Here is a 20592-nt window from a genome sequence, read left to right on the forward strand (position 1 = left end):
GGGATTTTAGATTTTAGAGAGTCCTGGGCGTTAGGTACGTAGTTGCGCTTCAGCGCTCTAAATTATGAAAGAGCGCTGAAGCGCAACAACATACCTTTATTGAAGGTGACAGTTATTCGATCGCAGGTAAGGGCAATGTAAAGAAAAATGTGCTGCCTTCACCTAAAATACTTTCTGCCCAGATTTTTCCACCGTGCTGCTCAATAATACTGCGACAGATGGGCAATCCTAACCCGGTTCCTCCTTTTTCGCGGGAATCTGAGGCATCGACTTGTTGAAATCGCCCAAAAACGAGTTCTAATTTATCGGCTGGAATGCCCCGCCCGCGATCGCGAACTTGGAACAGCACGCAGTCTGTTTGGTTTTCCGCACTCAGGTAAATGGTGGCACCGACAGGCGAAAATTTAAGAGCATTACTAAGTAAATTTGTCAAGGTTTGGAGGATGGCATCTGCTGCGGCCCAGACTTCTGCATCGGTGGGGATAATAATTAATGAAATCTGGTGTTGATTGGCGATCGCCTGGAGGGCATCTACTACTTGCTGCATCAAATCTGCGGCTTTGCAAAGGGTTTTATCGAGAAATGCTCGCCCGGACTCCAGCCGTTCCAAATCTAAAATATCATTCACCAGGTTTACCAAACGATTGGTATCAAGTAGGGCAATTTCGATCATGCGCCGGGACTTTTCGGGTTTTTTATCGTAAATTCCAGTTTTTAATAGTCCTAAGGACATTTGAATTGCTGTCAGAGGAGTACGCAGTTCGTGGCTGACAATGCCGATGAATTCATCCTTAATTTGTTCGATTTTGTTGCGTTCGGTGATATCTTCGCCAATGCTGATACTGCCGATCACGGTTCCATCTGAATCTTGCAGCGTTGTATTGTTCCAAGCAATGAATCGTTCTTCGCCGGATTTGGTCAAGATGACATTTCGATAATAGGGATGAGCATTGTGAGTCAAGAGTTGCAAGAAGTCGGCTTCAGTTGATTTTATACTAGAGCTAGGAAAAAAGTTTTCAAACCAATTTTTGCCTAAAACTTCTTCGTGAGTATACCCTGTGAGACCGACAAAAAATGGATTGACGTAGTTGATATTTCCCGACGCATCGAGTCCGACAACAATCAACTGCACATTCTCCAAAAGCGATCGCCAGCGCCGTTCGGCTTCTCGGATGACGGCGGTGGCTTGTTGGCGTTCTTGCAATTCGAGTTCAAGTTGGGTGTAGAGTTGGGATTGCTGAATGGCGATCGCCAATTGGCTGCTAATCTGTTCGAGTAATTCAATTTCCCAAGATTGCCAATTGCGAGGTGCAGTATTTTGGTAGATGATTAACAATCCCCAGAGGAATTCTCCCGAAAATATGGGAACTGCCAAATATGCTTTGGCTTGAAATTGTTGCAAGAGTTGGATGTGACAGGGATGAAGTCCAGCTTCGTCAATATCGGCGATCGCAAAGGTTTCGTGATTGCGGAAGCGACCTCCTTTAGTTTCTTGCAGGTAGACATCTTCACAAGCTTTTTGAATATTGCATTCCACCAGTTTTACCCACTGCGGATCGACTGACTCAACCACAAAATCTCCACTCCAATCGGGAGTGAAACGATAAATCGCAGCGCGATCGACTTGTAATGTTTGCTTGACTTCTGTGACGGTAGTATTCAGAATGTCCTTGAGGTCTAAAGATTGGCGAATCGCTTGAGTAATAGTCCAGAGCAAACTTTCTTGTCGGGATTTCTGTTCTAGAGCTAATCGGCGCTGTTCTTCGCTCTCTCGCAAGGCTAATTCAGCTTGTTCTCGCTCTCTTTGGCTCTGTTTGCGATCGCTGATATCAAACAATGTTGAGCGGGTCATCATAAAGTTGCCTGCTGCATCTTCTATCGCGGTAGCATTCAGGTTAAACCAACGGCTTGAGCCGTCTTTAGTGGACATCTCGAACTCCAGGTTTTCGACCCAGCCTTGTTGTTTTAACTTGGGAAAGTTTTCATAAAAAACTTGTTTGCCATCTGGTGATAGCAGATCCAAAAACTTAATTTTATACAGCAGTTCATCCCGGGTATAGCCTAACCACTTTAGTTCTGTATCATTAATCCGAACCATTGTCCCCTCGGCATCCAGGGAGTGATAGCCACAGGGAGCATTATTGTAGAGGTCTTCTACTTCATGGATATATTGCTGCAAGACTAATTCTGCTGCTTTTCGCTGGGTAACATCACTGTTAATTTCTAGGATTTTAATTGGTCTACCTGCATCATCTTTTTGCACAACCCAACGGCTAGATACAGTAATTTGGCGATCGTCCCTAGTGTAATGAATTAGTTCTCCTTCCCAGTAACCTGTTTCAAACAGTTCTGCTTGAATTTCTGCCAATGGCTGCGGAAATTGCGTTTTGAACAAACTGTGCGATTCTTGTCCGAAGGCCTCGGCTTTTGTCCAGCCATACATCAACTCGGCTCCCTGATTCCAAAAGGTGATGACTGAGTTTAAATCCCAGGTGATAATACTATCGTGGGCGAGATCGAGCAGTTGTGCTTGTTCTGTGAGGAGTTGATAGGCGTGGTCTTTTTCGAGTAAGGTAACTAACAGACGATCGTTGACTTCGGTGAGTTGGGCTGTTCTTTCTGTTACCCGTTTTTCGAGTTCGGTATTGATTTGTTGGAGGGCAATTTGTGCTTGTTTGCGATCGGTAATATCTTCAGTGAAGAGAATGATGCCACCAACATCGCCATTGCTGCGATACCAGGGGTGAATTTCCCACCGCAACCATTGCAGGGAGCCATCTGAGTGTACAAACCGATCTTCATCGCATTTTTCAATGAAACCTGCGAAACCGCGCTGGTGGAATTGCTTCCACTCCTCTGGAATATTCGGAAAAAGCTCGTAGTGCGATCGCCCAATTATCGATCCTAGGTCATTGAGCAGATATTCATCAACCCATCGCTGGCTGGCGGCTAGGTAACACATGGAGCGATCGAACATCACAATACTGGCGGGAGCATATTTGATGAACAATTGCAGTTTTTCCTGAGTCTCCTCTAATGTTAGTTCTGCTTGTTTGCGATCGGTAATATTGTCAGAAAAGACAATGATGCCACCAACATCTCCATTGCTGCGATACCAGGGGTGAACTTCCCACCGGAACCATTGCTGCGATCCATCTGGATAGATTAATTTATCTTCTTCGCATTTCTGAACAAGCCCTGCAAAACCGCGCTGGTGGCTTTGTTTCAAATGAAGAGGCAGATCGGGAAAAAGCTCGTAGTGCGATCGCCCAATTATCGATCCTAGGTCATCGATCTCAAATTCATCAACCCATCGCTGGCTGGCGGCTAGGTAACACATAGAGCGATCGAACATCACAATACTGGCGGGAGCATATTTGATGAACAATTGCAGTTTTTCCTGAGTCTCCTCTAATGTTAGTTCTGCTTGTTTGCGCTCTCTAAGTTCGGTTTGTAGCTGTTCCAATAAATCAGCTTGTTGGATGGCAATACTAGCTTGTGCAGACAACTGTCGCAGCAATTCTATTTCTGAAGCTTGCCATTCTCGCGGCGCAACGCAGTGATGAGCAATTAGCAAACCCCAAAGATTTTCACCTTGGAGAATCGGCACGACTAAATTTGCCCTGACTTGGAGATTTGTCAGAAATTCTAGGTGACAGGGAGCAATTTGTGCCCTATAAATATCTGATTTAGCGGTGACTAAGCCTTGTCTGAAGCGTTCAAAATAGCTTTCACTAAGGCAAGGATCGTGTATCTGAGTGGATAGGATTGGTCTCGCTTCTGAACCAACTGACTCTACCACAACCCTGCCGCTCAAGTCTGGGGCTAATTGAAAGATAATTACGCGATCGCAGAGCAGAATATTTCTAATTTCTGTTACCGTGGTGTTGAGAATATCTTCTAATTTCAGGGAATCGCGGATAGCAAGTGCTGTTTTAGCCAGGATTTGCTGTTGCTGTCGCTGCCATTCCCGTTCTCTCATCAGTTGGCTGTGTCGCAGAACATAGCTAATGGAACGCTGCAAAACTTCTGGGGTAATCTGGCTTTTTTGTAAATAATCCTGAGCGCCGCTTTTGAGTAAATCAACGGCCATTTGTAGATTTCCCTGCCCTGTAAGCACGATCGCAGGAAGCGTATTTCGCCCAGTCTGTTGCAGCAGTTCCTCCAACAACTCTAACCCATCTATATCGGGTAAATAGTAATCTAGTAGCAAAATATCTGGGATCTCGTGCTGACACCATTGCAGCGCATCTTCACCGTTATCAAATTCGACAATATTGTAGGTGCGATCGCTATCTTGCAACAAAAATCGGCGGTAGGTAGCGCGATCGACTTCTGAGTCGTCTACGAACAGAATGGTGTATTGGCCAGTTGCTTCAGGGCGGGTGGCTAAACCCAGAGAGTCCGGGAGGGTTAAGGTTGCCACTGCCGATGCTGTCGGTGGTAGCCCAGTTGCGGATTGCGATCGTCGGGCCTGCTGGAGAGCCGCCACTTCTGAGCGCAACAACTCTAATTCAGCAATCAGTTTGTCTTTAGTTTTGTCGATGTCTTCCATACTATTTAATGTTTTTGAAAGTGGTGATAAATAAAATCAGATTATGATAATTTTGGTAAAATTGAAAATTCAAACCAATATCGAAATAAAGTGTGTATCGTCTCGGTCAAAGTAGAGATCCCCATTTGTTTCAAAATATAACCATTCGCCCCTTGTTTGTAGCATCTAGGTAAGTCTAGTTCATTCAGTTGACAGTTGACTGTTGACTGTTGACAGCAACCTCTTCCGGTCAGTCCGAGGATTGGAGTAATGAATGCTCTTCTTTTAATTTATACGCCAAACCCAGAGGCTTTCAAGCAATTATTTCTGGTGAATTGTCAACACTCGTTTACCCTACTAATAATGTTGCATGATTTTTTCATTTTGGTATTACTGAGAAAGTCGAAAAATGTTAGAATGAATGGTTTTAGTAAGTTTAAGTATTTCGTGGCTTCAGGTTCGGAGCGGTGCGTTTGATGCGGCTGAGTACCCGTGTCACGAGTTCTGGCCCTAGAACTGGTTTGGTAATGAAGTCATCGGCTCCGGCTACAAAGGCTTGGCTGAGGGAATCTGCATCGGTGTGAGCAGTTACAACTAAGATTGGCAAATCTCCCCACTGCGTATCCTGCCGCACCACCTGGCACAACTCTAGCCCGCTAATTTGTGGCATCTCCAAATCGAGTATGACTAAGTTGGGCGAAGTTGTAACCAGCACCTCCCAAAATCCTTGAGGATCGGTTAATTTTATCACGTGCAAACCCCAAGGTATTAGCAGTGCAGATAAGTGAGCTAAAATAGCAGGATCGTCGTCAACAATTAATACTTTGGCTTGCGGGGCTTTAGTTTTGGTTAAGATACGGGATATGGCTTGAAAAATTTGGTCGGTGGTGGCAGGTTTGTGTAAAAATTGTTTGGCACCTAGGCGAGATACTGCTAGCCGATCGCCCAAACTGTCGCGCCCTGTAAATACAATTACGGGCAGGTTGGGCGATCGCTCGTTGAGTTCTCGCAGCAGCGTCAATCCATCTTCTTCTGTGTCGGGAAAGCTTAAATCTATTAAAATCAGATCGGGCATTGACATAGCCAAGCGCGATCGGGCAGCAGCGACATTCGGAGCAATTTTCATCCGAATTTTCCAAGTTTCGGATTCTGCTTTTAAGGATTCCGTCAAAGCAGTATCATCGTCAACTACTAGCACTCGATGACATACCGCGGTAGGCACTGGTGAATTGGTTGACGTAACTGTTGGTTTGGCTAATTCCTGCTCTAATCCTGTCACTACTTCCGAAAATCGTGTGATTTCTTCAGCAGTGAAAGGGCGAAGAACACCACAGGCGTTGACTGGGCTAACGGAGATTAGTAAATGCTCTGCCGATCGCGCTAATTTCGATCCTTCTGGATACCCAAAGGATGCCATAGAGCCTGCTAATTTATGCGCTTCATGCTTAGCGGCTCGATATAATTCGAGTTCCAAATTTCCGGCAATCATAGCGGTTTTTGCTTCCGACAAGACGGCAATTTGTTGCTGAAATACTCCTCGAAACCGCTCTAGCACTTTGTCAATCGCAGACGGATCTCCAGCGCGAGATTTCTGTTTGTTGGTGCTGTTGGTGCTAGAATTGTTTGAAAGCAGCGGTGCGGATTGGGGACTTCGCTTGAGTCGATAGCCCATGCCATAAACTGTTTCGATCATTTCTTCAGTCAAGCCGCCTGCTTTGAGTTTTTTTCGGATATCCTTAATATGAGTGTTTATGGCGCGATCGGTTGGTACATCGTCAAATCCCCACAGGCGATCGAGAATGGCGCTGCGGCTGAAGATGCGATCGGGATTTCGCATAAACAATTCCAGCAGGTTGTATTCTTTGGCTGTCAGTGAAATAAGTTGTTCGCCAAAGGTTACTCGCCCTGAATCCATGTCTAAACAAAGATTTCCCCAAGTCAATGTAGTGGATGAGTCTTTAGCAAAACTCCCAGGAGAAACTGCTTTAGAGCGCCGCAATAATGTGCGGATTCTTGCTAGCAATACTTCCGTACCGCAAGGCTTGTTGATGTAATCATCGGCTCCGGCGTCGAACCCTGCTACCACATCGGCATCTGAATCGTTTGCTGTCAGTAACAGGATCGGTTTGCGGTAGTTTTGCGATCGCAGTTGCCGGCACAGACTAATCCCATCTAGTTTCGGAACCTGCACGTCGAGCAAAATCAGGTCGTACTCAATCAATGTTGCCAAGTCTAAGCCCGCTTGTCCGTCGCTGGCGCGATCGATCGTGTAGTCATTTGCTTCCAACACCTTTGCCAGTGTCGCACTCAGTAATGTATCATCTTCTACTAGCAGAATTCTGATCGGAGACTTGTTCATTGTGGTTGTAGGGTGCAATTCCGATGCGCTCAAGGCTGGTGGTGTAAGGCATTGGCTTTTCTTCTCATTCGATCGTAGGTTTGAATTTTAGAATATTCGGGCGATCGGACTTATTGATAATTTATTCATGCTAAGGGAGAATTAGTTGTGGGTCAGATTAATTTTAATTGATTGTATTAAAAAAAATTGCCTTTTTTTTTTAGGGTTCACACCTTGACTGCGAGCATTCAATCAAGTATAATTAAATAATGGAAATATTGGCAGAATTAAATTTTAAGTCACCACTTCCATTATCTAAAATATACCCCGGAAGTTGAGCAAAGTCAATAGGTAATAGTTCTTTTTTAGGGCGAATTTTTCAGAAGAAGCGATCGATCGCACTAACTAATTGTAGTTTAGACTTATTGTATAAATTTTTGAGTAATACGAAAACCGCAGATTTAAAGCAGATTGACGCAGATTAACGCAGATGAATTTCTAGATAGTCTGGGAATCAGTGCAAGAGGAAAAACGATCGTAAATTACAGAAAATTTGTACAATCAGAGGTGAGACGAGCAATTGCATTCATTCACTTTCCTCTCTTAAAAAGCATCTGCGTTAATCCGTGTTCATCTGCCTGACATCTGCGGTTGCCGGATCCAGCAAAGATTTATGGAATAAGTCGTCTTGTAGTTCTAAGTTTAAACAGAAACGACCAGCTTTAGCAAAAGCTGGTCTGCACAAAAAGTTAAATCCGTTGTGTTTTTTCCCACAGTGTTTTTCTCACAGTGAGGAAACCCAAGTTGCACGTTTCTTTGCAGCGGGTTACAAGAGCAATATCATCCCTCTTCAGCGGTATTTTAGCAAGAAAATTTATTTTTTGCAATAAAACGTTACATTGGAGACAGATTTTTATGTTTGATCGTTCGGACTTCAGTCCTCTGTTATTGGATGCGGAGTGAAATCCTCACTACGAACCTGCCGGGGCTTGCTGCGGCCGACCCCAGACAATTCGCTCTTGCTTGTACACAACCATACCAGGCTTCGCACCCTTCGGCTTGTACACATATTTCGGTTCTGTATAAACCACCGGAACTTGTTCGCTGTGGCGGGCGCGACTGTAGTATGCAGTCATGTCTGCCGCAAATTGCAAATCGGTTTCTTCAGCAACTGTACCGGGTGTGAGGCGCAGCAAGGCGTGACTTCCGGGAATCTCTAGGGTGTGAAACCATAAATCGTAGTCGTTGGCTGTACGAAAGGTGAGTTGGTCGTTTTGGCGGTTGTTGCGCCCGATTAATAGTTCAAAGCCGCTGGGGGTTTGGTAGCGGTGAAATTCGATCGCAGCATTTTTGTCACTGCCACGGTAATCTGATACAACTAGATATTTTTGCTGAATCAGTTCTTCGCGGATTTCGGCGAGGGTTTGCAAATCTTGGGTGTTGCGGTAGGCTTCTAATACCGAAAGTGCGGCTTCGACTTGTTCTAAATAGTCGATTTCTTCTTGTACTGCTGCTAACAACGGTTCTACTGCAATGCGAGCTCTTTTAAGTTTTTGGTGTTTTTTGTAAATTGCTTGAGCGTTTTGAACGGCGTTTTTTTCCACGTTTAGTGGAATAATTACTGGTTTTTCGGTTTCAAAGTCTGGGAGAGAAATTGATTTCATTCCCGGTTTCCAATGCTGCAAGTTTGCCATTAACAAGTCGGCTTGGGATTTGTGAGTGTCTGCATCTGCTGATTGCTGCAAGCGTTCTTTAAATGTGTTGGCTTTGAGGCGCAGTTTTGCTAGGACGTTGTTGAGTTTTTGGGTTAGTTGATGCCGCAGTTGGGCAAATACTTGTTGGTTGATTTCGCCTGTGTAGTAACTGTTGAGTAATTGTTGAACGGAAGAGAAGGAAGAAGGAAGAGGCAAGAAGGAAGAAGGAAGAGTGGAGTTAGATTCGTTGGCAGATTCAGCTTCTGAATAGAAGGAAGAAGGAAGAGGGGAATTAGATTTGTTTTCGGGATTTGTTTCTTTTTCGTCTGGTTTTGGCCAGTCGATGACGCTGTAGCCTTCGGGGGTAAAACTTGGTTGAAATTTGGAGTTTTCTAGACATTGCAACCAGTACAGCCAGCGATGAAATAGTTGCTGCCATTGGTGGGGATTTAGGCTGTCGGTGGATTGTTCGGGGTCGAGATTTGCCGATCGAATCATCGATACAACTAAGACTTTACTCAACCCTCGGTAATTCTTCAACAGATTGGTCTTTAATTGCCCGGGAACCAGGCTAATTCGTTCTTTCCAGCGATCGAGAGATTCGATCGCACTTGGCACTGCATCCGTCAAAGACGGGGGCAATTCGTAGGGTTGCCCGGTTTGGATGGGACGCACGCTGGACTGTTTGGCGCTGACTTGGTGGGCGCAGGTGACAACGAGATTGTCTTCGGCGGTGAGGATAACATTGCTGTACTTACCCATGATTTCGGCGTAGAGATGCCAGAGGGCGTGTTCGCCGGGGCGTTTGGCGAATTGCAAGTCGATGACTCTTTCCCAAGGGGACACGGGGGCGATGGAAACTAAGGCTAAACCGCTGAGTTGGTGTCGCAGTTGTTCGCTGAAGGTGAAGGTGTCGGGAATTCGGGGCGGGGAGTCGCCGACGCAGATGCGGGCGGCTGCTGGATGGGATGAAATGTCTATCCAGCCGCGTTGGTTCATGGTTCGCAGGGCCAGGGACACTGTGAATCGATCGCGCTGGTAGACTTGTTCTAAGCGCGCTGGCAGCCATTGGGTTCGCAGTTCGCTGCAAGCTGCGGTTAATGTTGTAAAGTCTACGGGTTGCACGGTGGCCTCTTTTTGCGATCGATCGAGCTATGTATTTCTATGCTGACAGATGTTGGTCGTATTTGACCGATAGTATCAAAGTTTTGTGCCAATTTTTGATAATCGGCCGATCGCAAATCCGGGCACAAGAATGTGCGATCGCATTTGGGAAAATACAGGACACAACAAATAGGTTTGTAGTAAGGACTTTAGTCCTCTCATTTTGATGCGGACTAAAGTCCTCACTACGAACCTATCTTTATTTGTTCGTAGTGAGGACTTTAGTCCTCTGATTTGATGCGGACTAAAGTCCTCACTACGAACCTATCTTTATTTTCAAAATTTCATGCAATAAGTCTAAGATTTTAGACCGAGATCCCGCAGCATTTCTAAATGTTTGTGCAGGGGTGCGATCGTATTAGCTGCGATCGCCCCGCTAGCAGCAACAGCGGGCAAACCGATACCCGGAAAAGTCGAATCTCCGCAGCAAAACAGACCCGCCAAAGGAGTTCCCGGCCCTGGAAACAAGCCTGTACCGGCGCGAATTCCCGGCCCGTAGGAACCCCGATTCCTCCGCAAAAACCGTTCGTGGGTTAGCGGTGTTCCAACTAATGTGACTTCGCAGCGCGATCGAATATCGGGGATAATCCTCTCTAATGCTTCCCACATCACCTCGGCGCGCGCTTGCTTTTGCTGTTTGTATTCTTCGCTGGCGCGATCGAGCTTTTGCCATAAATCATAAGGCTCGTTACCGGGCGTGTAGGCGTGAATGACGTGTTTCCCGTCCGGTGCGAGGTGGGGGTCGAGGAGGGAGGGAATCGAGACCAGGACGACGTTTTGAGGCGCGGAAACTCCCAGATCCCAGTCCTTGACGAAGATATAGTGACAGGCTAAGTCCGATCGCACTTCCGCAGCATCAATTCCCAGATGCAAGTGCATAAAACTATCGCATTCGGGAGTCGCCTGTCGCTGTTGGCGAAACCGTTTGGGGATAGAGTTTTCCGGCAAAAGTTTCAGCGTATCCCAAACCGAGGCGTTGGAAACGACAGCTTTGTGCGATCGAATAATTTTACCCGATCGCAGCCGCACACCCGCCGCCCGGTTGTTTTCCACCAAAACCTCTGCAACGTGGGAATTTAACAGCAACTGCCCTCCGTGGCGCTCTAAACCGCGTACCAGGGCATCAACAAGGGCTCCACTACCGCCGATCGGATAATCCAAAACGGCATTGGGGCGATACCAGTCGGCGAACATGAAAGCGACTTCGGCTGCGATCGTGCCGTCAGCGGGAAGTCCAGACAGCAGGAAACACAACAGGTTCAGCCAATTTTTCACAAACGGATCTTTGACATTTGCGTCCATAATCCGGCTGAAAGGGCCTGCAAGGGCGATCGCATCTCCAGCACTTTGCAGGAAAGCCGGTGCAAATTTGCCGAGGGTAAACGCAGCGCCCCAATCGAAGCGCAAAGCCAGTGAGGGTAAGGCTGTGGCAGCTTTGGCGTAGGGTTCCATCACTCGCTGGAGTTTTTGCCATTCGGCTGCTGCTTCGCTTCCGCGCAGTTTGAAAAGCACTTCACCAAATTGACTCGCGCCTACGGATGTGTCGAAATCGCCTTCGGGCAAACAGCAACCCCAAGTATCGTAAGTGATGCAGGGAAGTTTTTCGCCGATCGCATCGAGAACTTGTCGCAGCGGATTCGCAGAGGGGCTGTAGGATAATCCTGAGTACAAAGATGGCCCGGAATCGAAGGTAAATCCGTCCCGTTTGAACCCGTGGGCTGCCCCGCCCGCGATCGAATGACTTTCGCAGACAATCACGTCAAAGCCATAACTGGCAAGCATTGCACCGCAACTCAACCCACCAATTCCGCTACCGATGATAATGATTTCTGTGTCCGTGGGGGCGATCGTCACCATGTTGTTCTCCGCTACCTACATCCCCTAATATTATTACAAACCCCTCTCTTTCCCTCTCCCTCTGCGCCCTCTGCGGCCTCTGCGGTTCATTACCTCAAAAAAATCCAATAGAAAACGAACCTTCCTATATTATTGTTAGTTAAATGGAAAACATATCAATTCTAGAACAAGCCGCCATATCCAATCCTAAACCATCTTCCACCGCCGTAGTCGCAGCCCTCTTAGAAGCGGAGAAAAACGCCAAAAAAACTAAAACTCGCTATTCCTTCGAGCAACTAACCGGTAATTGGCGCTTGTGCTTTATAACTGGCACGAAAAAGACTCGACAAAAAGCGGGAATTGTGTTAGGCGCCGGACGTTACATCCCCGAATGGGTGGCGAAAATTCAAATTGCTTACTCAGTTGAACCTGTTGCTGAAGGCGAAAAGCCTAGTGAAACGGGCAGAGTGGAGAATTCAGTGCTCGTTGGGGCGATCGAACTAACTCTTTCCGGGCCGACCAAGTTTTTGGGTAATCAGAATATTTTAGCATTTGATTTTACCAGAATTAGGGTGAAATTGTTGGGTAAAACCCTGTATCAAGGATTTATTCGCGGCGGTGAAGCGCGGGAGGCGGAATTTTTTAGCTTGAGTGTGGGGAAGCAGGCATTTTTTGCATATTTTCTGGTAGAAGATGGGATAATTGCTGCGAGGGGAAGGGGCGGCGGATTGGCTTTGTGGGGGAGAGTTTCAACAGTTGACAGTTGACAGTTGACAGTTGACAGTTTGAGATCGACCTCTACCTAGAACTCCGAGGAATGAAACAGTGAATAATTTTGTTTTATTTCCCCCTCGAAGGAGGAGGATTTAAACCCATTATTCTTGGTGAACTGTGACTTATTCATTGGTTTTGTTGACTTCTTTGATATTCTCCAAAATACTAGCTTCCAGCGTGCGATCGCCTATTTGTCGCGCAATTGCCAAAGCTTGGTTATAGTATTTCAAAGCTTCAGGCGGCTGTCCCATAGTCTGGTATACTGAACCAATACTATCCAAAATATCAGCTTCCTCAGAGCGATCGCCGACTTCTCGGGCGATCGGCAAAGCTTGGTTAAAGTATTTCAAAGCTTCTTCCAGCCTAGAACTAATGTAGTAATTAAGACCAATAGCATTGAGTGCTATGCCTTCAAGTTCTCTATTTTTAAGTTTTTGTGCAGTGGCTAAAATTTGCTGCCATATTTCGATCGCCTGTTGGTATTTTTCTTGCTTTTGCAGTCGATCTGCTTCCTCTATCAGTTTCAGAAGTTCTTCACTCTGTGCATCTTGACTTTGTGCCCAACTAGGTTGCACCATCACCGGCACAGTCAGAGGACTCAAACACGCACTCAAAACAAAAATAATGCTGAGAATTTGTTTCATATTTTTTATAATTCACGACCGACAGCGACAGATCTCAACCTATCGCCGTCGCTATAAACAACCAATTCGCCTAATGACTACTGACATAATGAATAATAACGCAATACAGTTCAGATAAGAGATTATATAGCCTTTATGAGAAAGGTGAGGTACGTAGTTGGGCTTCAGCCCTCTTAGTCTAACGGCTATAGAAGCTGTCAGTCATACCTCATATCTTTGAGAAAGGCTATAACAGGGAAAATCAATCACAAATAGACACTCTTGTTTGCTTCGTTCCTCTCTTCGGACAATCTTAACTGAACCGTATTGAATAATAACGTTAGCGATCGGGAACAGCACAACTGTCAACTGTCAACTGTCAACTGACAACTGTCAACTGACAACTGTCAACTGTCAACTGTCAACTGACTACTGACTAATCAACAAAGCTGCGGGAAAGTAGCTGAGAGCATCACCAATGGCCAGCTTACCGTTACTTTCAACAGGCTGATTGGTAATCGCATCCTTCCAAACCGACGGCATTTGCTCCGACAATTCCAGATTAGTATCTTTCCAGACTTGTTTGCCGATCGGCATTTCTTCCGGTTTGACAACTCCCGTCAAAAACCGGGGAGCGATCGCAATAACAGTAGTATCTTCAAAGCTGCGAGCAAAAGCAATCACGTTATCTTTAAAAGTGCCAACTGCGTGCAGTGGTTGATAATCGCCAGATTGAAAAACTTGCAAGTATTTTTTTCTAGCTTCTAGGACTCTTGCCGTCAAAAACAACTTAATTCTAGCATCTTCCCGCGTCGCAATCAAATCTTCAACCAGTTGCAAAATATCCGTCTCAGCTTGCTGTTTAATTTCCCGCAAAACCTCGATTCGGCGATCGAAATCTACTGGACGGCGGTTGTCCGGATCGACGTGGCTTAAATCCCAAAATTCCGTGCCTTGATAAATGTCGGGAACCCCAGGTGCCGTAATTTTTAGCAGCGTTTGAGATAAAGAATTGAAAATTCCGTAATCAGCTACTTTTTTCCAGAAAGGTAGAAATTTCTTGAAAAACTGATTTTGTTCTGAAGGTTCGAGAACGCTATCGATAAAGGTCATAAACCCAGTTTCGTAGTCGTTGTCAGGTCTCAGCCAAGCTGTATAAACTTTTGCTTCGCGGACGGCTTTGATCGCATAATCTTTGACGCGAGTAACATAATCAGTGTTTTCAATTTCCTCAAATGGAAAACTGCCAAGCAGAGTTTGGTACAAGAAGTATTCGTCATTGGTATCGGGAACCATGCGATTGACAAAGTTAACTTTCTTAGATGAGTTTACCTCTCTCCAAGACCTGACTTGCTGTTCCCATTCCTCAGGAATTTCTGACAAAACATTAAGTCTCGCTCGCACATCTTCGCCGCGTTTGGTATCGTGGGTAGCTGTAGCATTCATTTTGTGCGGCCAAGCTACTTGCTGCTGCTTGTTGAACTCGTGAAAATCCGCCAGCGAAACGCCGAAGTGACTGGGGTTTCCTCCGACTTCGTTGAGGGATAAAAAGCGATAGTAGACGTATAGCAACGTGTCTTCAACGCCTTTGGCCATCAGGGGGCTTGTCAACTGCTGGAGTTTCATGACAAAGTGCCTGCGCTCCTCTTTTTGTTCGGTTGTGAGGGTTTCTTCTTCTTCCAGCAACAGCAGCGTTTCGATAAATTTCAGTTCTTTGAGGAGTCGCGGTACTAATTCTTTGGCGTGGGCGATCGCATATTTGACGTAAATGCGATCGGACTCTCGCAAACCGTCTTGATTAATGTAAGTTCTGTACACTGGAAAAATCGTCAAAACCGCAGCCAGCGCTTTTTCCAAACCCGGACGAGTAAAGTCATTTCCCTGTCGGGATTGACCGGAAATATTCTTCAAAAGCTGAGCCAGATTGTCTACATCTCCCGCCAAATTTTTCTCAACAATCAGCCCTTTTTTATCTAAAAACAACTGTTCGTAAGGAACATTTAATCGAGTAAATCTCTGATAGATTTCGCTAAATTGCTGTTCGCGATCGCACCGACAAAAAACGCCGTTTACGTAGTTCAAAAAGTCGTATCCACTGGTTCCCTCAATCGGCCAATAGGACGGCAAATCTTCCTCGTGTTCCAGAATCTTTTCCACAGTAATGTAAGTGTCTCCAACTCTCTCGCGGAGCCGTTTCAAATATTCTGTGGGGTCGTACAGTCCGTCGATGTGGTCGATTCTCAATCCGGTAAACTTTCCCTCGTCCACCATGTCGAATATCAGAGCGTGGTTTTTATGGAAAACTTTAATCTCTTCAACTTTTACCGAAATCAGTTCGTTGACAGTAAAAAACCTGCGGTAGTTGATTTCTTCGGCACCCACTTTCCAGAAAGAGAGACGATAAAATTGCTCCGAGAGTAAACTATCTAACAAATTAAAGCTTTCTGGATTGCCTTTTTCTCCGTTAAAGAAATTGATATTTTCATCGATAAATTCCTGGACGATGGGATTTTGATTGTAGAGTTCCCACAGCAGCCCTTTGACAAAAGCTATCTGATCGTATCTGGCTTTACCTTTAGCTTCAGAAGGTGTATTCTTAATTAGATAAAGAATTCCCAAAAACTTGATAAAATCTGGATGGCGCCTGCCTAATTCCCTGCCTAAATGCCCCAAATTATGACCGATAAAACTAGCATAAGATTCAATTTTTACAGGCAATTGTAAGCTGTAGTAATTGATAGTTAGCCCAATTTCGCTGTATTTGAGTTGAATCTCGCCATTTTCCAGACACTCGCCATAAAAATTGCCCAGCAGCGGAGCCAGCACTCGACCTCTGAGATGTTCGTAAGCGTGATTCCATTCAATATCGAAGTAATCGAAATAGTCGGAATCCGGCCCGTGTTCTAATACGTCTAACAGCAACAAATTTTGAGTGTCGTAAGCCATGTGGTTCGGAACAATATCTTGCAGCCATCCCATGTTCAGTTTCTTGATTTCGTAGGTGAGGGCTTCAAAGTTTTCTGATGTTCCCAATTCAGGATTGATTTGATTTGAGTCAACCACATCGTATCCATGACTGCTGCCTTTTTTGGCTTTGAATATCGGTGAGGCGTAAAGGTCGGTAATTCCTAATTCTTCGAGATAGCTGAGGATTTGTTTGGCGGCTTCAAAGTTAAAACCTGCATGAAATTGAATCCGATAAGTGGTTGTGGGAATTCTCATCATGTTAATTTTAGTCCTAATTGATTAGTCGATCGGGTAGTTGACAGAAATTACGCAAACAGTGGCTGGACGCGAGTTATAGCGGTTCTCTGAAAGATCGGGTACGTTGTTGGGCTTTAGCCCTCTTGGTTTAATTGGTTATATTGGTAGAGTGCAAAACTATGCGGTTTAACACTCAATTCTTGCTTAGAATTGATATTTTCCGGCAAGCTAGAACCTGAACCCATCCATTTTACATCAGCAGAGTCTAAAATTTTGTGACCATTGCCTTGGGGAAGTGCGGTCGTAACAGCGACCTCTTGCTTGTTGAAGTTCAGGATGCAGAATATCTGGCTGTTATCTGTCCACCGACGAAGAAACAAGATTTTTTCTGCTTCAATACTGGAAACTTCTAGATTTTTTTTGTCGAGTTTTTTCAGGGCGGGAATTGTTCGCCGCAGTTGAATCAAATGCTGGTGCCATTCCCAGAGGATTTTGTGTTTTCCTGCTGTTGATTTTTCCCAGTTTAACTTGCACTTTTGGAAACTCTCAGGACTTTGGGGGTCTTGAAATTCGCCTCTGTCTTCAAAAGCTTTAAATTCTTGTTGCTTGTCCTTGCGAATCGCTTCAATTAAGTCAGGATCTGAGTGGGAAACAAAGTAGAAAAACGGCGCTGTTTCTCCGTACTCTTCTCCCATAAACAAGAAAGGAATGTAGGGAGAAATCAAAACTGTAGCTGCTGCAAGTTTTAGTGCTTCAAAGTCAACTATTTGCGAGAGTCTGTCTCCTAAAATCCGGTTGCCGATTTGGTCGTGGGTTTGGGAAAATACCAGAAATTTCTCGCCCGGTTCATCTTTGACAGAATTGCCGTGTTTTCGCTTTCTGTGAGGTGCATACTGGCCGGAGTAAACAAAGCTTTCTTTGAAGGATTTTTCTAGGTGTTCGCACTTGCCAAAGTCTTGGTAGTAGCGGTCATTTTCTCCGGTAAGCAAGGCGTGCAGTGCGTGGTGGAAATCGTCGCACCACTGGGCGTCTAATCCGAAACCGCCGAGTTCTTTGGGACGTACTGTGCGGACATCGTTTAAGTCACTTTCTGCGATTAAGTAAAGTTTCCTTCCGATTTCTTGGGAAATCTCGGCGGTGGCGTCGGAGAGTTCTTGCAAAAATGGTCTGGCACCTACTTCAAATATTGCTTGAATTGCATCTAATCTCAGACCATCGATGTGATAGTCTCGAAACCAGTAGAGGGCATTTTGAATAAAGTAGTTCCGCACGCCGTCGCTGTAGGCGTCGTCGAAGTTGAGGGGGTCTCCCCAAATCGAGCCGTATTTTGAGGTAAAGTAGGGGCCGAAGTCGCGGAGGTAGTTTCCTTCGGGGCCGAGGTGGTTGTAAACGACATCGAGTATTACTGAGATGCCGTGTTCGTGGCAGGCGTTGATAAGTTTTTTGAAGCCTTCGGGGCCGCCGTAGGAGTTTTGAACGGCGTAGGGATATACGCCGTCGTATCCCCAGTTTCGATCGCCGGGAAATTGGGCGACTGGCATAATTTCGATGGCGTTGATTCCCAATTCTGTGAGTTTTTTGAGTTGGGGAATTATTGCTTCAAATGTTCCGGCTTGGGTGAATGTGCCGACGTGCAGTTCGTAGATAATCATTTCCGACAGCGGCACGCCTTGCCAATTTTTGTCTTTCCAAGCAAAGGCGTTTTCATCTATTACTTGGGATGGGGTGTGGACGCCTTGGGGTTGATATTTTGAGGCTGGGTCGGGTCGGTCGGTTTTTCCTTCGAGTTGGTAGGTGTAAAGGGTTCCGGGTGCGATGTCTGTAGCTGTGGTTTGCCAATAACCTTCTGCGGATTGTTGCATGGGTATCTGGCGTGGTTCTGGGGAAACAATTTGGACTGCTATTTGTTTGATTGTGGGCGCCCAAACTGTAAACTCACATTGGTTGTTGCCGAGGTAATTTGCTCCTATCTTCACTTTGAGTGGTTCTCCTTATAAAATAGGTTGGTTGTCCGATCGCCCTTGGGACGCAATCAAATGCTGTGTTCTTAAGGTGAGAGCGCCTGTGTAGATGGTAATATTACTTAAAATTACAAACAACTAACTCCAGACAGAGTAACGGTTAGAATTATCGCTGGGGCAAAAGTAGCGGTTCGTTATGTATAAATTAGACCATGAATCTGCACCCTTAGCGATCGCCATTCTTGGTCAACTGCAAGAGTTAATATTTCTGGTTTTTTATATAAGGTCTAAAATATATCTAAAGGTAGATAGCAAATCAGCGCGAGCGTGTATTCTATGGTTATTGCTTTTGGACGGGAAATCTGCTGCAATCTTGACTCGGCGGAGTCTCGCGAGTGGTTGGTGACAAACGGAATCGGGGGTTACGCTAGCGGGACGATCGCAAATCTCCTCACCCGCCGCTATCACGGGCTGCTGGTGGCTGCCCTCAAACCCCCGCTGGCACGGACTTTGATGCTCGCCAAGCTGGACGAGACGGCCGTGTATGCCGATCGCGCCTACCCGCTTTATACCAACCGCTGGGCCGACAGTACGATCGAGCCCCACGGCTACAACTGCATCGAAAGCTTCCACCTCGAAGGTACGACGCCTGTGTGGAGGTATGCCCTCGCCGACGCTATCCTCGAAAAGCGGATTTGGATGCAGCAAGGTGCTAACACAACATATATTCAATACCGCTTGCACCGCGCCTCACAACCGATCGCGATCGCAGTCAAAGCCTTAGTCAACCACCGCGACTACCACCACATGACAAGTGCGGGCGACTGGCCTGTGAGTCTGGAAACTTTGACACAAGGGGTTTGCGTGACGGCTTTTGACGGAGCCGCACCCCTGTACCTGCTGACAGATGCTACTCCAGAGGCTAAATTTCGAGTTTCTACGCCCTTATACAATTGGCACTACGGATTTAATTTGGCAGCCGAACAGCGGCGCGGATTGGACTGCTGCGAGGATCACTTGCACGCGGCGACTTTTCACTTTGCGATCGCACCAGGACAATCTCTGACACTGATCGCGAGTACCGACAAAAATCCCGAACTCAACGGCGGTACAGCTTTAGAAGTGCGCCACACTTATGACCAACAACTGCTGCAAAAATGGTCAAAAATCAGCGAATCTCCAGACTGGATTAATCACTTAGTGCTAGCAGCCGACCAATTTATCGTCAACCGCCCGCTACCAAAGGAACCGGAGGGGAAAACGATTATCGCCGGATATCCCTGGTTCAGCGACTGGGGGCGCGATACGACGATCGCCCTGCCCGGCCTCACAATCTGTACCGGGCGGTGGGAAATTGCCCGATCGATTTTGCGAACATTTGCACGGTATGTCGATCGCGGAATGCTGCCAAACCGCTTCCCCGATGCCGGGGGCGCTCCGGAATACAACACCGCAGACGCGACGCTGTGGTACTTTGAGGCTGTTCGCGCTTACTGCGACTGCACCGGAGACGACGAACTTTTGAGCGAACTCTGGCCGACACTATGTGAGATTGTCGATTGGCACGTAAACGGAACTCGGTATAACATCCGCGTCGATCCTGACGACGGTTTAGTCTACGCGGGGGAAAGCGGCGTGCAACTGACTTGGATGGACGCGAAAATCGGCGATTGGGTGGTGACTCCTCGGATTGGTAAGCCGATCGAACTTAGCGCGCTTTGGTACAATGCCGTGCAAGCTATGGCAAGTTTTGCTCGAAAACTGGGCAAGCCTCACAATGAATATCAGCAGTTGGGCGATCGTACCGCCACCGGATTCGATCGCTTCTGGAACGACTCAACCAGTTACTGCTACGACGTTCTCGACGGCCCCGACGGACACGACATTTCCCTGCGGCCCAACCAAATATTCGCCGTTTCCCTGCCCCTGGACTCGATTCCTGGGTACGAGGGCAAGCGCCAGGAAACCCGTTATACACCGTTACTCACGCCCGTACAGCGCCGCGCCGTCGTGGACGCCTGCGCTCAGGGGCTGCTCACTTCCCACGGCCTGCGGAGCCTATCCCCACAACACCCGCAGTATCGCGGCGCCTATGAGGGCGACCAATTGCAGCGCGACAGCGCCTATCACCAAGGCACAGCTTGGGGCTGGCTGATCGGCCCGTTTGTCTTGGCGCACTTGCACGTATACAAAGACCCAGCACAAGCTCTCCAATTCCTGGAACCGATGGCACATCATATAACTGCTGGCGGAGTTGGCAGTCTCGGCGAAATTTTTGAGGGCGACGCCCCCCACTCGCCCCGGGGCTGCACGGCTCAAGCTTGGACTGTGGCCGAGGTGCTACGGGCTTGGTTGGCAGTTGACAGTTGACAGTTGACAGTTGACAGTTGACAGTTGACAGTTAAATAGTAGCCAAATCAAACCGTTTCTCGATCGCGGGGTCAGGGATCTATAGTTGTTAATA

The 20592-nt window shown here is 46.6% G+C and carries 9 protein-coding genes; 2 read left to right on the forward strand and 7 right to left on the reverse strand.

Translation table 11 applies throughout. From position 1 onward, the window contains the following. Positions 1 to 112: 112 nt before the first annotated feature. From JGK16_RS26290 to JGK16_RS26305, 4 genes are all read right to left on the reverse strand, one after another. Positions 113 to 4555 carry a PAS domain S-box protein gene (locus tag JGK16_RS26290; RefSeq protein ID WP_293193125.1) on the reverse strand — a complete coding sequence of 1481 codons (4443 nt, stop codon included), beginning with the start codon at positions 4553 to 4555 and terminating at the stop codon, positions 113 to 115. Between the two features lie 415 nt (positions 4556 to 4970). Continuing rightward, positions 4971 to 6893, reverse strand: coding sequence for a response regulator (locus tag JGK16_RS26295; RefSeq protein WP_293193126.1), 1923 nt, complete (start codon positions 6891 to 6893; stop codon positions 4971 to 4973). A 950-nt stretch (positions 6894 to 7843) separates the two neighbouring features. Beyond that, entirely contained in the window at positions 7844 to 9691 is a 1848-nt protein-coding gene (locus tag JGK16_RS26300; protein ID WP_293185287.1) for an NFACT RNA binding domain-containing protein, read from the reverse strand. Positions 9692 to 10027: 336 nt separating this feature from the next. Further along, positions 10028 to 11587: an NAD(P)/FAD-dependent oxidoreductase gene (locus tag JGK16_RS26305; protein WP_293193128.1), complete on the reverse strand. Its 1560-nt coding sequence runs from the start codon at positions 11585 to 11587 to the stop codon at positions 10028 to 10030. 143 nt (positions 11588 to 11730) lie between these two features. Between JGK16_RS26305 and JGK16_RS26310 the strand changes: the two genes are divergently transcribed. Beyond that, a complete protein-coding gene (locus JGK16_RS26310) occupies positions 11731 to 12333 on the forward strand; it encodes a hypothetical protein (protein ID WP_293185291.1) in 603 nt (200 codons plus the stop codon). Positions 12334 to 12462: 129 nt separating this feature from the next. On the opposite strand, the gene JGK16_RS26315 is transcribed toward JGK16_RS26310, so the two are convergent. From JGK16_RS26315 to treZ, 3 genes are all read right to left on the reverse strand, one after another. Continuing rightward, the gene (locus JGK16_RS26315; protein WP_293185292.1) at positions 12463 to 12984 is read right to left on the reverse strand and encodes a tetratricopeptide repeat protein; all 522 of its coding nucleotides are present in this window, start codon (positions 12982 to 12984) and stop codon (positions 12463 to 12465) included. A 408-nt stretch (positions 12985 to 13392) separates the two neighbouring features. Beyond that, the gene (gene treY, locus JGK16_RS26320) at positions 13393 to 16185 is read right to left on the reverse strand and encodes a malto-oligosyltrehalose synthase (RefSeq protein ID WP_293193157.1); all 2793 of its coding nucleotides are present in this window, start codon (positions 16183 to 16185) and stop codon (positions 13393 to 13395) included. A 116-nt stretch (positions 16186 to 16301) separates the two neighbouring features. Continuing rightward, the gene (gene treZ, locus JGK16_RS26325; protein ID WP_293193130.1) at positions 16302 to 18143 is read right to left on the reverse strand and encodes a malto-oligosyltrehalose trehalohydrolase; all 1842 of its coding nucleotides are present in this window, start codon (positions 18141 to 18143) and stop codon (positions 16302 to 16304) included. A 321-nt stretch (positions 18144 to 18464) separates the two neighbouring features. Between treZ and JGK16_RS26330 the strand changes: the two genes are divergently transcribed. Further along, positions 18465 to 20498: an amylo-alpha-1,6-glucosidase gene (locus tag JGK16_RS26330; RefSeq protein ID WP_293193132.1), complete on the forward strand. Its 2034-nt coding sequence runs from the start codon at positions 18465 to 18467 to the stop codon at positions 20496 to 20498. The last annotated feature ends 94 nt before the right edge of the window (positions 20499 to 20592 follow it).

It is taken from the genome of Microcoleus sp. PH2017_09_SFU_O_A, from assembly GCF_020738625.1.
GTDB lineage: Bacteria > Cyanobacteriota > Cyanobacteriia > Cyanobacteriales > Microcoleaceae > Microcoleus.